The following is a 13,304-nucleotide window of genomic DNA, read 5'->3' as shown; positions in this document are numbered from 1 at the left end:
CGCTTGCAGAAGCCGGCGCGCGCGCCTATTTTAACGAACGGTTTGCGCCCTTCGTCTATCGGTTAGGACGACAGATTCTCATTCTGTAAAGAGGGGTTCGACTCCCCTAGGGCGTACCACTATTCCTCTCGTCTCAATCTAGCCGGACGCAATTTTGCGAAATTTTGACACGAGGTTGCGGAATCTTTGAAAAAGCCCAATCAGGTTTTAAGAGCGGCTCAAGAAGCGTTTAAACCGTTCTCAACGGCCGATAAAATATCCTGGCGCAGATGCTTCTAGCAGCCGCTCGGTCGTCGGGGTGGTGAGCACGGGGGGGCACACGAAAGGCTCTTTATAGATCCTCGCGGATAGAAAAGACGTAGTTATAAGGCGTTCCGGCAGAGCCCTTCTGGATGTCGTCGATCGACAGGGAGCGAAATTTTCGATCTTTCAGGCAATATACAGAATATCCAAACGGCTTAAGATAGTCGATCACACTGGCGACAGCGTTGGGTCGATGTCGGTCTTCCGCTTCGATGAGCAGGTTTGGGCGATACCGGTTCAATATAGCCTCTGCGCCTTCGAGTACTTTTAGTTCGTGCCCTTCAACGTCGATCTTAATGAAGCCTACAGTGCCGAACTGATAGCTGTCCAAACGCCGGGTTGGAACGGAAATTTCTTCGACATTTTGCGTCGAAAGCGTATTCTGCTCCTCAATCGTGGCGCAGCCATCCATGAGCTGATCACTGGGGATCCGCATCGTTGCAACGCCATCGCTGTCGGAAAGTGCGACCTGCTCGACCCGAACCGACGAACCAAGCGCAGCCTTCAGAAAAGCTACCATGTGAGGCTGAGGTTCGAAGGCGACGACATCGCGCGCATACTTGGTCAAGAACCAAGAATAGACACCGTAGTTCGCACCTATATCGATTGCAGTCTGGTTCCGACGGCATAATCTATCGAGGATCCGAAGCTCGGGCTCACCACGGCGCCATTCTCGTGAAGCGCGCGTCCATAGCCTGAACCGAGGTGGCGCAATATTAGCGATATGAAGCATGTAGGCTCCCGGTAACTCGAACGCATGCGCTATCCGCTCATCGAGCGGCATGCTCCTTCTTTTCCATCCTCCGTGAATTGGCAACCAGTGGCTAGATCATCGATAGTTGATGCCTTGCGCGGCCATTTCACCAAGGCTAGTTCTTTAGGTGAAGCCGACATAGCCGTTGATCCCTTCAACCTCGCCAGTTGATGATGGGGGCGGTGGGATTGGCTATCTGGCGTCTTGGAGCGGCAGTCCCGGTAATGACCGCCGATCGACGAGGTCTGGCCGAGGCGTCCGGACGACGCGCAGGCCGAAGTGATCGTGGCTCCCTCGGATTTGCGTTAGAGCGGAACCCGTGCTGCGGGAACCATTGCCCCGGCATTACGGTGCCGGCCTCCGGCACCAAGGCGCAGGACACCCGACGCGAGGGCCTGTAGCTCAATGGTTAGAGCCGGCGGCTCATAACCGCTTGGTTGGGGGTTCGAGTCCCCTAGGGCGTACCAATCGCTTGCACGATGCTGCCCAACCCAACCCGCAGGCTCGATCTTTCTCCGCTTCGGCGTATCCGGCGCGGTGGTTTTCCACAACAGCAAAAGATTGCCGAAAACGATGATTTTTTCGCGCCTTGGCGCTTGCGGCCTCGGAAGGTGCTGACTATAAGGGCGCACCACGAAGGAAGCGCCCTTCGTCTATCGGTTAGGACACCAGATTTTCATTCTGGGAAGAGGGGTTCGACTCCCCTAGGGCGTGCCACTTTCTTCCCGCTTAATCCTTCATTCGCCAGCCTCTTGCGCGGCCATTCTATTTTGCCGGCGCAGCGTCAGTGACGCGGAGCTGGATGCGGCGCGCGCCCTGGTAATGCTCGGCACCGAGCGAACCCGCGACATGAAGGCTGGCGCCGCGTGAATTGATGAGAAGATTGCCAAGTGGCGTATCGGCGGCGCGGAAGGCGATGCCGTCGAGCCGCGATCCGTCCATTGCCTCCAGCGTCACCTTCACATGTTTCTCGCCGACCAGGCGGGCGTCGCGCAGACGATGCGCCGGCACGGCAAAGAGCGGCTGAGCGTGGCCGGAGCCATAGGGGCCGGCGGCCTCCAGGCGGTCGATGAGTTCGAGCGTGGCGCCGCTTGCGCCGATCGCACCGTCGATCTTCAGCGTCTCGTTGGCGACAAGGCTGGCCACGGTCTTTGTGGCCTTCTCCGTGAAGAAGGTCCTCAGCCTGCCGAGATTGGCGCGCTCAACCGTCAACCCCGCGGCCATGGCGTGGCCGCCGCCCTTGACGAGGATACCCTCGTCGACCGCAGCCCGCACCATCCTGCCCATATCGAAGCCGTTGATGGAGCGGCCCGAGCCGGTGCCGCGGCCGGAGGGATCGAAGGCGATCGCGAAGGCGGGCCGTTTGAACTTCTCCTTCAGCCGTGCCGCGATCAGCCCGACGATGCCGGGATGCCATTTCTCATGGGCGGTGACGATGACGGAGGCGCCCTCACCGTCGCCATATTCGGCGAGCGCCTCGGCTTCCGCCTCCTGCAGCATGACGGCCTCCATCGCCTGGCGTTCGCGGTTGAGCTCGTCGAGGCGCTGCGCGATCACCTCTGCCTCGCCGGCGTCGTCGAGCGTCAGCAGGCGGCTTCCGAGTGCTGCATCGCCGATCCGCCCGCCGGCATTGATGCGCGGACCGATCAGGAAGCCGAAATGATAGGGTGTCACCGGGCCTGCAAGCCCCGCCTTGCGGAAGAGTGCTGCAAGCCCGGCATTGCTCTGGTGCCGGGCAGCGACCAGGCCCTTCACCACATAGGCGCGGTTGAGGCCCTTCAGCGGCACGACATCGCAGACCGTCGCAAGTGCGACGATATCCAGCCATTGCAGCAAGTCGATCGCCAGGATGCGCTTGTTGCCGGCCGCGCGCAGCAGCCTCAGCGTTGCGACCAGGACCATGAAGACAACGCCGGCCGCGCAAAGATGCCCCTGCCCCGAGAGATCGTCCTCGCGGTTCGGGTTGACGAGGGCATGGCAGGGCGGCAGCTCATGTGTCACCTGGTGGTGATCGATGACGACGACATCGATATTGCGCGCAGCAGCGGCGGCCAGCGCCTCGTGACTGGTAGAGCCGCAATCGACAGTGACGATCAGCTGGGCGCCATTGTCGATCAACTGATTGATCGCCACCGGATTGGGGCCATAACCTTCGAAGACGCGATCGGGAATATAGATATTCGCCCTGACGCCGAAATGGCTGAGAAAACGGTACATCAGCGCCGAGGAGGCCGCGCCGTCGACATCGTAGTCGCCGAAGATCGCGACGCTCTCGCCACGCTCAATGGCACTCACCAGGCGGGTCGCGGCCTTTTCGCAATCGGTCAGCTTATGGGGATCGGGCATCAGGCTGCGGATCGTCGGATCGAGGAATTCGATCGCCTCGTCCACCGTCACGCCGCGCCCGGCGAGCACCCGGGCGATCAGATCCGGCAATCCATGGATCTGCGACATGGCCAGCGCGCGGTTCTGCCCTGCCTGGTCGAGCCGCGCCACCCAGCGATTGTCGAGCACGGATTTCTCCACACCGAGAAACGCGCGCTGTACCGGATCGACGAGATCTGCCATGCCATACTCCGCTGACTTCATCTGCTCTTTCTACAGGAGCAGCGGAGATAACATAGCGATGGATTTGCAGACACGGGTTTTTACCAAAACACCGCCCAGATGATCAGGGCGATGCCGGCGAACTGCACCAGCAGGAACGAAAACAGCGTCAGCAGAATGGCCCAGTTGCGGCCTTCCGTGTTTTCCTCGCCATCAGCCTCATCGGAGACCTCTTGAGGAATTTCGCGGTAGGCCGGCTTGAGGATTTCCTCAGGCAAATCAGGATGGTTCGGCGGCACGTCGCTCGGGTAGCCATACCCCTTCCCGGCGTGGCTGTCCTTGCTCATGAAATTCTCCACCCAGACGACTCACCATCTTAGGTTTAGTTATATCAATATTTCGGTATCTGTTAATATAGACTTCCGTAACGGAAGGTTGAAAAGATAACAAAAAAACCGCCCTGCAGGGACAGGGCGGCGCAAAGGTCCTCCGGGACGGGAAAAAGGCTCAGCCTTCCTCTTTCGGCCGTTCGATGCGAATGACCTGCGGCTCGCCGAAGAGATAACCTTCCGACTTGATCGAGGCGACCGCCCTGCGCACCGACTCTTCCGTCGTTGCGTGGGTGACGAGAATGATCGTCTGGTGGTGCGATGGCGCCAGATGCTGTTTGGAGCGCTGGACGATCGATTCCAGCGAGATGTTGTTTTCCGCCATGCGGGTTGCGACGCTGGCAAAGACACCGGTGCGGTCGAGCACCGTCAGGCGGATGAAATAGCCGCCCTCGTGGCTCTGCATCTGCGCCTTGCGGTAGGGCTCCAGCGTCGTTGCGGGATGGCCGAGCACCGGCACGCGCTGGGCGCCCGGCTGGCTCTTGGCGATATCGGCGATATCGCCAAGCACCGACGAGGCCGTGGCATTGCCTCCGGCGCCGGGGCCGACCATCAGCAGTTCGCCGAGCACGTCGGATTCGATCGCTACGGCATTGGTGACGCCGTCGACCTGGGCGATGACCGAATCGACCGGCACCATGGTGGGATGGACGCGCTGCTCGATGCCGGTATCGGTGCGCTGGGCAACGCCTAAGAGCTTGATGCGATAACCGAGCTCGGCGGCAGCGTGGATATCCTCGATCGAGATATTGGTGATGCCTTCGAGATAGATGTCGTCGGCCGCGATCTGATTGCCGAAGGCGAGCGTCGTCAGGATGGAAAGCTTGTGGGCCGTGTCGTTGCCCTCGATATCGAAGGCCGGATCAGCCTCGGCATAACCCAGCCGCTGCGCTTCCTTGAGGCATTCGGCGAAAGAAAGTCCCTCCTTCTCCATCTTGGTCAGGATGTAATTGCAGGTGCCGTTCATGATGCCATAGATGCGCGAGACGGAATTGCCCGTCAGCGATTCACGCAGCGCCTTGATGACCGGGATGCCGCCGGCGACTGCCGCCTCGAAGTTCAGCAGCGACCCCTTCTCCTCGGCGATCGTTGCAAGCTCGACGCCGTGATAGGCAAGCAGCGCCTTGTTGGCTGTCACCACATGGAGACCACGCTGGAGTGCGGCGCGCACGGAGATGTTGGCAGCTCCTTCGGCGCCGCCCATCAGCTCGACGAAAACGTCGATATCGCCTTTTTCGGCAAGCTCTTCCGGCCGGTCGAACCAGGTGACGGCGGAAAGATCGATGCCGCGGTCCCTCGCCTTGTCACGCGCGGAGACCGCCGTGATGGTGATCGGACGTCCGCAGGTGACGGCAAGCTCGTTGCTTTTCTGCTGAATGATGCGGACAAGCGAGGCGCCAACGGTGCCCAAGCCCGCAATGCCGATTTTGAGGGCATCTGCCATGGATCGATCCTGAAATGTCTGTGTGGTGGCAGCCGCATGACGCGGCTGCCCAACGGTTGGATTAGCGGTGTGCGTTCAGCGAGATGACGTTGTGCATTGTCTCGTCAGCCGTCGACATGAACTTCTTGATGTTGCGCGCAGCCTGGCGGATACGGTGTTCGTTCTCGACAAGTGCCAGACGGACGTAGTCGTCGCCCATTTCGCCGAAGCCGATGCCCGGGGCAACGGCGACGTCGGCCTTCTCGACCAGGAGCTTGGAGAATTCCAGCGAACCGAGGTGACGGAACTTTTCCGGGATCTTCGCCCAGGCGAACATGGTGGCAGCCGGCGGCGGCACGTCGAACCCGGCCTTGCCGAAGCTTTCGACCATGACGTCGCGGCGGCGCTTATAGACGTTGCGGACTTCCGCAATGTCGGAGCCGTCGCCGTTCAGCGCGTGCGTCGCCGCCACCTGGATCGGCGTGAAAGCGCCGTAGTCGAGATAGGACTTGACGCGAGTGAGCGCCGCGATCAGCCGCTCGTTGCCGACGGCAAAGCCCATGCGCCAGCCGGGCATGGAGAAGGTCTTCGACATTGAGGTGAACTCGACGGTCACGTCCATTGCGCCCGGCACTTCGAGAACCGACGGCGGCGGAGAGCCGTCGAAGTAGATCTCCGAATAGGCAAGGTCGGAAAGCACGATGATGTCGTGCTTTTTCGCAAAGGCGATGACGTCCTTGTAGAAATCGAGAGTCGCGACAAAGGCTGTCGGATTCGAGGGGTAGTTGAGGATCAGCGCTAAGGGCTTCGGGATCGAATGCTTGACGGCACGTTCCAGTGGTTCGAAGAAGCTCGCATCCGGCTCCACCGACATGGAACGGATCACGCCGCCCGCCATCAGGAAGCCGAAGGCGTGGATCGGATAGGTGGGGTTCGGGCAAAGGATCACGTCGCCAGGCGCGGTGATTGCCTGCGCCATGTTGGCAAAGCCTTCCTTCGAGCCCAAGGTGGCGACCACCTGCGTATCCGGGTTGAGCTTGACGCCGAAACGACGGGCGTAATAGGCGGCCTGGGCGCGGCGCAGGCCCGGAATGCCCTTGGAAGAGGAATAACGATGCGTGCGCGGATCCTGCACGACCTCGCACAGCTTGTCGACGATCGACTGGGGAGTGGGAAGGTCGGGGTTTCCCATGCCGAGATCGATGATATCGGCGCCGCCCGCTCGCGCGCTTGCTTTCAAACGGTTGACCTGTTCGAAAACATAAGGCGGCAAACGCCGGACTTTGTGAAACTCTTCCATCTCATTCCCCATGGAAAGGCGGCATTTCGGGCCGCAGTCGAAGTTCGTTCCGTCTCCCGGCGGCTGCGACACGAACTTCAGAATCGCAACGCCGTATTCATCAGACCCAAGCGACGCGGCAAATCTTTGACGGAAAGGCCGCATAACGCGCTTTATCGGGAAAATTGTATCTTCCGATCCATCCGGAAGGCTTTGCGTCCAAATTGCCTGAAAGGCAAGGTCTATTTGGAGATTTCGGAAAGCGTATCAGTGCCGTGCTCGGCGGCGAGGCGCCGCATTTCGGCGACCTTGGCCTGATATTCGGCTTCCGAGATTGTGCCGGCCTTGCGCCGAGCGGAAAGTGCCGTCAGCTGATGCTGCAGTTCGGCAGCCTGCTCGTCGCTCATCTGGACGTTGGCGGCCGTCAGCGGCGCGCCGAAATTCGGATAGCCGTCCGGTGACTTCGCAAGGCCGCCTTCGACCGCCTCGCCCTTGGTGGCCGGCATGACGACGGCGGTCGGCGCCGCTCGCTTGGCAGCGGCAGCGGCCTTTTGTTCCGCCGTCAGATTGCATCCGGCAAGGGCCACCGCCGCCGCGGCGCAGATCAGTGCGGTGCGGTTGAAGGTTGCGATGCGCCGAATGCCGTTCTTCGTCATGCCTCAAATCCAGTTTTGACTGCTTCGACTGTTAAATTTGTCGCAGCCACAAAGCAATAGCATGAGCCGATGCGGGTGGAACTTGTTTTCTCGTTCGATCACGATGTACAACGAACGGATAAAAAGAGTGGTGCTGCCGCCGGAGGAAATGGTGACCGACAGCAAGCAGGAGAATGGCGGCAAGGCCGGCTTCGACGCGACCGATCTCGATCCCTATCTGTTGAAGGATCCTGAGGCCATGGCGATGAATTTCGCCCGGGCGCTCGAAAATCTCGGACAAGCAGCGTCTGCCTGGCTTGCGCCGCGCGAACGCGGCGAGATCACCGAAAGCACCGTCGATCCGATGACCGACATGGTCAAGACGCTTTCCAAGGTCACCGAATACTGGATTTCCGATCCGCGCCGCACCTTCGAGGCACAGACGCAGCTAATGTCCTCGTTCTTCGGCATCTGGATGCGCTCGATGCAGCGAATGCAGGGCGATCCCACACCTGCCGAGCCGGACACCCGCAAGGACAAGCGCTTCTCGGACGAGGACTGGCAGAAGAATCCGTTCTTCGATTTTCTCCGCCAGGTCTATTTCGTCACCACCGACTGGGTGGAAAAGATGGTGTGGGAGACCGATGGCCTCGACGAGCACACCAAGCACAAGGCCGGCTTCTACGTGAAGCAGATCACGGCAGCGCTTTCGCCGACCAACTTCATCGCCACCAATCCGCAGCTCTACCGCGAGACGATCGCGACCAGCGGCGCCAATCTGGTGCGCGGGATGAAGATGCTGGCCGAGGATATCGCCGCCGGACATGGCGACCTTCGTCTTCGCCAGACCGACATGACGAAATTCGCCGTCGGCCGCGATATGGCGCTGACACCAGGCAAGGTGATCGCCCAGAACGACATCTGCCAGATCATCCAGTACGAGGCTTCGACTGAAACCGTGCTGAAGCGGCCGCTGCTGATCTGCCCGCCCTGGATCAACAAGTTCTATATTCTCGACCTCAACCCGCAAAAATCCTTCATCAAATGGTGCGTCGACCAGGGTCAGACGGTCTTCGTCATTTCCTGGGTCAACCCGGATGCGCGCCACGCCGAGAAGGACTGGACGGCCTATGCCCGCGAAGGCATCGATTTCGCGCTTGATACAATCGAGAAAGCGACCGGCGAGAAGGACGTCAACGCCGTCGGCTACTGCGTCGGCGGTACGCTGCTGGCCGCGACACTGGCGCTGCATGCCAGGGAGAAGAACAAGCGCATCAAGACCGCGACACTCTTCACCACCCAGGTCGATTTCACCCATGCCGGCGACCTCAAGGTCTTTGTCGACGAGGAGCAGCTTGAATCGCTCGAAGAGCATATGCAGGCGGCCGGCTATCTCGACGGCACGAAGATGTCGATGGCCTTCAACATGCTGCGCGCCTCGGAACTGATCTGGCCTTATTTCGTCAACAACTACCTCAAGGGCCAGGATCCCCTGCCCTTCGACCTCTTGTTCTGGAACGCCGATTCGACCCGCATGGCGGCGGCAAACCATGCCTTCTATCTGCGCAATTGCTATCTCAACAATGCGCTGACGCAGAACGAGATGATCCTCGATGGCAAGCCCGTGTCGCTGAAGGACGTGAAGATCCCGATCTATAATCTCGCCACCCGCGAGGATCACATCGCACCTGCCAAGTCAGTCTTCCTCGGCAGCCGGTTCTTCGGCGGCAAGGTGGAATTCGTCGTGACCGGCTCGGGACATATCGCCGGCGTCGTCAACCCGCCCGATAGGAAGAAGTATCAATTCTGGACGGGCGGCCCGGCCAAGGGCGACTACGAGATCTGGCTCGACCAGGCGACGGAGACTCCAGGATCATGGTGGCCGCATTGGCAGGCCTGGATCGAGACGCATGACGGCAGACGCGTGCCTGCCCGCAAACCCGGCGGCGATGCGTTGAACGCGATCGAGGAAGCGCCGGGAAGTTATGTGATGGAGCGCGCCTGAGAAGCCCCACGCATCTCTTTTTGAGACATCGTGAGAAACTGCAACGCCGCGTAAACAAATTAGAAACCATAATTCGTCATCCTTGCGAGACAGTCGGACGTCGTGGATGGTCTAAATTCGGCCCATTTGCGCCTGTACCGGCCCCGGCGAAGTTAAGTCAGTCAGTGCCGCCGGCCTGCGTAGCGAGTTTGAAAGACGAGTGTAGTATGGCGTGTGCGGTCGGGACGTTCGATGACGTCACCCTTCTTGGCGGATCCGCTTTCCGTTGGCGCAGATCTCGCGGTTTCCTTTACGGTGTTGTCGGCGCCGGATTTCTGACCTCCACATGGCTGATCGCGACCTTCGCGACGATGCACTCGATAGCCACTCCCTTTTCTCCGTCCGATCGCCTGGCACAGGTCGGCACTGCGCCGAAGGTGGCTCCGTCAACGCGCCATGAGCGCCTGATCCATGTCGGCAAGGCCGACCGGCTGGCCGCCTTCGATGCGAAGCCCAAGGTACCGCTGACGGCGAGCCTCATTCAATTCCATGCCGAAAAGACCGCCGCCGCTGCAACGGCGCTCGCGGTTCTCGCCAAAAACAATCGGCTCGCCATGGCTGCCGAGCAGCCGGTCGTGGCCGCGATTTCCGACAGCGTCAAATTCCGCAAGGACGATGTGATCGCGCCAACGCCGGTCGAGCTCGCCTCGGCAGAGACGGAAGAAGACGACGGCAACCGGATCATCGTTCCCTCGAAGGAGGCCGTCGCCGCAGCCGAACTCCCGGCCCTGCTTGCGCTTGCCGATGCCGGATCCCGGCAAATCGCACCGGCTCCGGTTGAGCCAACCACACCTCCTGTCAGAACGGCCTCCATTCCCGCATCGGAACCTGCACCGGTGGTCGTTGCTGCCGCCGACGACGCGCCACCCTTCGATCTCGTGCTGGCGCCGGACGAAGGTTCCGTGCCGCTGCCAATGGCACGTCCTGATGGCCTGATCGGCAAACCGGCGCTGGCCGCCAAGGGCTCGCAGCGTTCTGGCGAGCCTGCGCTTGCCTATGCCCAGCCGAATTCGCCGATCGAGGATGACGAGGACGACGCAGTGCCGCGCTACGACAAGCCGGTCTTCTCGCCGAAGCTGCGCGCAGGCGTGGCGATCTACGACATCGAAAACAGCACTGTCTATCTGCCGAATGGCGAGCGGCTCGAGGCCCATTCCGGGCTCGGCAAGATGCGCGACAACCCGCGTTTCGTGAACAAGAAGATGCGCGGACCGACGCCGCCGCACACCTATGTCCTCACCATGCGCGAGAGCCTTTTCCATGGCGTCGAAGCGCTGCGGCTGACGCCGGTCGAGGGTTCGGACGCCATCTATGACCGTGTCGGCCTGCTGGCTCACACCTACATGCTCGGCAAGAACGGCGATTCCAACGGCTGTGTCTCCTTCAAGGACTACCGTCGTTTCCTCGCCGCCTACAAGCGCGGCGACATCAAGCAGCTCGTGGTGGTTCCTCGGCTGAACAACAAACCGTCTTCGACCTTTGCGTCGCTGTTTTCGCGACGCAGCTGAGGATTGGAGAGCGCACTGCCGCTTGTCCGGCAGCGGACGTTACTTCAACCAGGCTGCGATTCGCTCCACCGCCTCAGCGATCTCAGCTTCCGAGCCCGCATAAGACAGACGCAACGTTCGATTTCCCTCCAGCGGATCGAAATCCAGACCGGGCGTTGCGGCGACGTCGATTTCCGCGAGCATGCGTTTGGCAAAGCCCATGGTGTCATTGGTGAAGCGGGTGACGTCCAGATAGGCGTAGAAGGCGCCGTCCATCGGCGACGCGATCGAAAATCCGATCTGTGGCAGTCGCCGCATCAGCAAGTCGCGGTTGGCGGCATAGCTCGCCTTATAACGATCGAGCTCGGCGCCGGCGCTCAGAGCGGCCGTGGCGGCGATCTGGGAGAGCTCGGGCGGCGAGATGTAGAGGCTCTGCGCCACCCGTTCGATCGGCCGCACCAGGCGTTCCGGCAGCACCATCCAGCCGATTCGCCAACCGGTCATGCAGTAATATTTGGAGAAGGAGTTGATGACGATCGCCTCGTCGGTTAGTTCCAGCGCGCTCGCCTCCTCGCCGGCGAAGGTCAGCCCGTGGTAGATTTCATCGGAGATGAAGGCGATGGAATAGGCGGCACAGTAATCCGAAAGCGCCTTCAGCCCATCGCGGCCGGTCACCGTGCCGGTCGGGTTGGCGGGGCTCGCGAGCAGCACGCCTTTCAGCGTCATGCCGCTTTCCTTCTGCGCCGCTTCGAGGCTTTGCGGCGTCAGGGTGAAATGGGTCTCGGCCGTTACGGGCACTTCGAGGACCTTCAGACCCAGCGCACCGAGGATATTGCGATAGGCGGGATAACCGGGTCTTGCGATCGCCACCGCATCGCCGGCATCGAAGAGCGACAGGAAGGCGAGATTGAAGCCCGCCGAGGAACCGGTGGTGATGGCGATACGCGTGGGATCGATCTCCAGGCCGTGGCGATCCTTGTAGTGCCAGGCGAGCGCCGATTTCAGCCGCGCCGTTCCCAGCGCATCGGTATAACCGATCCGGCCTTCGGCAAGGGCTGTGCGAGCCGCTTCGAGTGCCGCTTGAGGTGCCGGATGCGAGGGCTGACCGACCGCCATCGAGATCACGGGATGGCCGCTCGCCCGCCGTTTCGTCGCCTCCGCCAAGACGTCCATGGCGTGAAAAGGTTCGACTTCGCTGCGTTTCGATATGGAAAACAAGATCGTTTCTCGCTCGGCTTCTTCAGTGACGGCCCGACAATTGCCGCATTAATCGGCTCATCACAATCCCGCGAGGGCCGCGCGGGGATGAAAAATTCCGGTTTGAGCAGAACCAAACGCACCGTACCTTGACGCGACGCATTCAAGTCCATTAACCCGGCGACGGTCTTCTCGACAAAGAGATGACCACACCGCCGATGACGAGGATATCATGGCATTCTTCCCGAAGACCTTCACCGCACTGGCGCTTGCCGCATCGATCGCCCTTCCGCTTCCGGCGGCAGCGCTCGACGACCAGCAGAAGAAGGAGTTCGGCGAATTCATCAAGCAATACCTGATCGAGAATCCCGAGATCATGCTCGAAGTCCAGGATGCGCTGCAGAAGAAGCAGGAAGCCCAGCGCCTGGTGAAGGCCAATATGGCGATCGAAGAGAACACCACCGACATCTTCGATTCGAAGAACGACGTCACGCTCGGCAATCCCAAGGGCGATGTCACTGTCGTCGAATTCTTCGATTATAATTGCAGCTACTGCCGTCATGCGCTTCCCGACATGCAGGCCATGCTGAAGAAGGACAAGAACGTCCGTTTCGTCCTCAAGGAATTCCCGATCCTCGGGCCGGATTCCGTCGCCGCCCACAAGGTGGCCGATGCCTTCCGCAAGCTGGCACCGGAGAAATATGCCGATTTCCACGTCGCCCTTCTCGGTACCGAAGGCCGTGCCTCTGACGAAACAGCGATCGCGGTCGCCGCTTCGCTCGGCGTCAAGGAGGACAAGATCCGCGCCGAGATGGCAAAGAGCCCGAATGACGGAATCGTCCAGGCGACCTACCAGCTCGCCTCCACTCTCGGCATCAGCGGCACGCCGTCCTATGTGATCGGCAACGAATTGGTGCCGGGCGCCGTCGGGCTCGACGATCTCGAAGCCAAGGTCAAGAACATGCGCAGCTGCGGCAAGACCGCCTGCTGAGCAAATCAAAACGCGTCGCAATCTTTCAGTTTGCGCCCCTCGCGCTTTAGATATTTATGTTTGCGCATGTCGTTGTCGCAAAACCGCTGCACACTTTTGCGCGACATGCTTGAGCTCCCGGCAGCCCATCAAATCGCCAAAATCGAAGTGTTTCAACCATGTGGACAAATGTGGCGCGATTGCCGCTGGCTAATCCGTAAGGGCTTTCATTCAGCCTTCGCGGAGTCTATAGGTTGCCGTCGTACATTTTACGGA

Annotated in this window: 10 protein-coding genes and 3 tRNA genes; 6 read left to right on the top strand and 7 right to left on the bottom strand. The window is 60.5% G+C overall.

The genetic code is table 11. The annotated features are described in order from the left end of the window. The first annotated feature begins 44 nt into the window (after positions 1-44). Positions 45-119: transfer RNA gene (locus tag CUJ84_RS08415), tRNA-Glu, on the top strand. Positions 120-331: 212 nt separating this feature from the next. Here the strand turns inward: CUJ84_RS08415 and CUJ84_RS08410 are convergent. Beyond that, the gene (locus CUJ84_RS08410; protein WP_245457539.1) at positions 332-1,087 is read right to left on the bottom strand and encodes an FkbM family methyltransferase; all 756 of its coding nucleotides are present in this window, start codon (positions 1,085-1,087) and stop codon (positions 332-334) included. A 361-nt stretch (positions 1,088-1,448) separates the two neighbouring features. Between CUJ84_RS08410 and CUJ84_RS08405 the strand changes: the two genes are divergently transcribed. Next, positions 1,449-1,524 (top strand) — tRNA-Ile (locus tag CUJ84_RS08405). Positions 1,525-1,699: 175 nt separating this feature from the next. Continuing rightward, positions 1,700-1,774, top strand: a tRNA-Glu gene (locus tag CUJ84_RS08400). 48 nt (positions 1,775-1,822) lie between these two features. Here CUJ84_RS08400 and recJ read toward each other — a convergent pair. The 5 genes from recJ to CUJ84_RS08375 all read right to left on the bottom strand — a co-directional run bounded on the left by recJ (position 1,823) and on the right by CUJ84_RS08375 (position 7,351). Next, positions 1,823-3,625 carry a single-stranded-DNA-specific exonuclease RecJ gene (recJ, locus tag CUJ84_RS08395; protein WP_105005855.1) on the bottom strand — a complete coding sequence of 601 codons (1,803 nt, stop codon included), beginning with the start codon at positions 3,623-3,625 and terminating at the stop codon, positions 1,823-1,825. A gap of 80 nt (positions 3,626-3,705) precedes the next feature. Further along, a complete protein-coding gene (locus CUJ84_RS08390; RefSeq protein WP_105005854.1) occupies positions 3,706-3,951 on the bottom strand; it encodes a hypothetical protein in 246 nt (81 codons plus the stop codon). A 160-nt stretch (positions 3,952-4,111) separates the two neighbouring features. Then, positions 4,112-5,437, bottom strand: coding sequence for a homoserine dehydrogenase (locus CUJ84_RS08385; RefSeq protein WP_105005853.1), 1,326 nt, complete (start codon positions 5,435-5,437; stop codon positions 4,112-4,114). Positions 5,438-5,498: 61 nt separating this feature from the next. After that, a complete protein-coding gene (locus CUJ84_RS08380; protein WP_105008125.1) occupies positions 5,499-6,716 on the bottom strand; it encodes an LL-diaminopimelate aminotransferase in 1,218 nt (405 codons plus the stop codon). A gap of 221 nt (positions 6,717-6,937) precedes the next feature. Continuing rightward, complete coding sequence (locus tag CUJ84_RS08375; protein ID WP_105005852.1) at positions 6,938-7,351, bottom strand: hypothetical protein; 414 nt, start codon at positions 7,349-7,351, stop codon at positions 6,938-6,940. 148 nt (positions 7,352-7,499) lie between these two features. Here CUJ84_RS08375 and CUJ84_RS08370 point away from each other — a divergent pair, with 148 nt between their 5' ends. Further along, a complete protein-coding gene (locus CUJ84_RS08370) occupies positions 7,500-9,335 on the top strand; it encodes a PHA/PHB synthase family protein (RefSeq protein WP_245457555.1) in 1,836 nt (611 codons plus the stop codon). Positions 9,336-9,541: 206 nt separating this feature from the next. After that, on the top strand, positions 9,542-10,882 hold the full coding sequence (locus CUJ84_RS08365) for a DUF2778 domain-containing protein (RefSeq protein WP_105005850.1): 1,341 nt from the start codon (positions 9,542-9,544) through the stop codon (positions 10,880-10,882). Between the two features lie 39 nt (positions 10,883-10,921). Here the strand turns inward: CUJ84_RS08365 and CUJ84_RS08360 are convergent, their stop codons facing one another. Then, positions 10,922-12,079: a pyridoxal phosphate-dependent aminotransferase gene (locus CUJ84_RS08360; protein WP_105005849.1), complete on the bottom strand. Its 1,158-nt coding sequence runs from the start codon at positions 12,077-12,079 to the stop codon at positions 10,922-10,924. A gap of 211 nt (positions 12,080-12,290) precedes the next feature. On the opposite strand from CUJ84_RS08360, the gene CUJ84_RS08355 reads away from it, so the two are divergent. Continuing rightward, positions 12,291-13,049, top strand: coding sequence for a DsbA family protein (locus CUJ84_RS08355; protein WP_027684879.1), 759 nt, complete (start codon positions 12,291-12,293; stop codon positions 13,047-13,049). Positions 13,050-13,304 lie beyond the last annotated feature (255 nt).

It is taken from the genome of Rhizobium leguminosarum (assembly GCF_002953715.1).
Lineage (GTDB): Bacteria > Pseudomonadota > Alphaproteobacteria > Rhizobiales > Rhizobiaceae > Rhizobium > Rhizobium leguminosarum_V.
The sequence above is the reverse complement of the archived record's forward strand: the minus strand, read 5'-3'. Positions and strand labels throughout refer to the sequence as shown.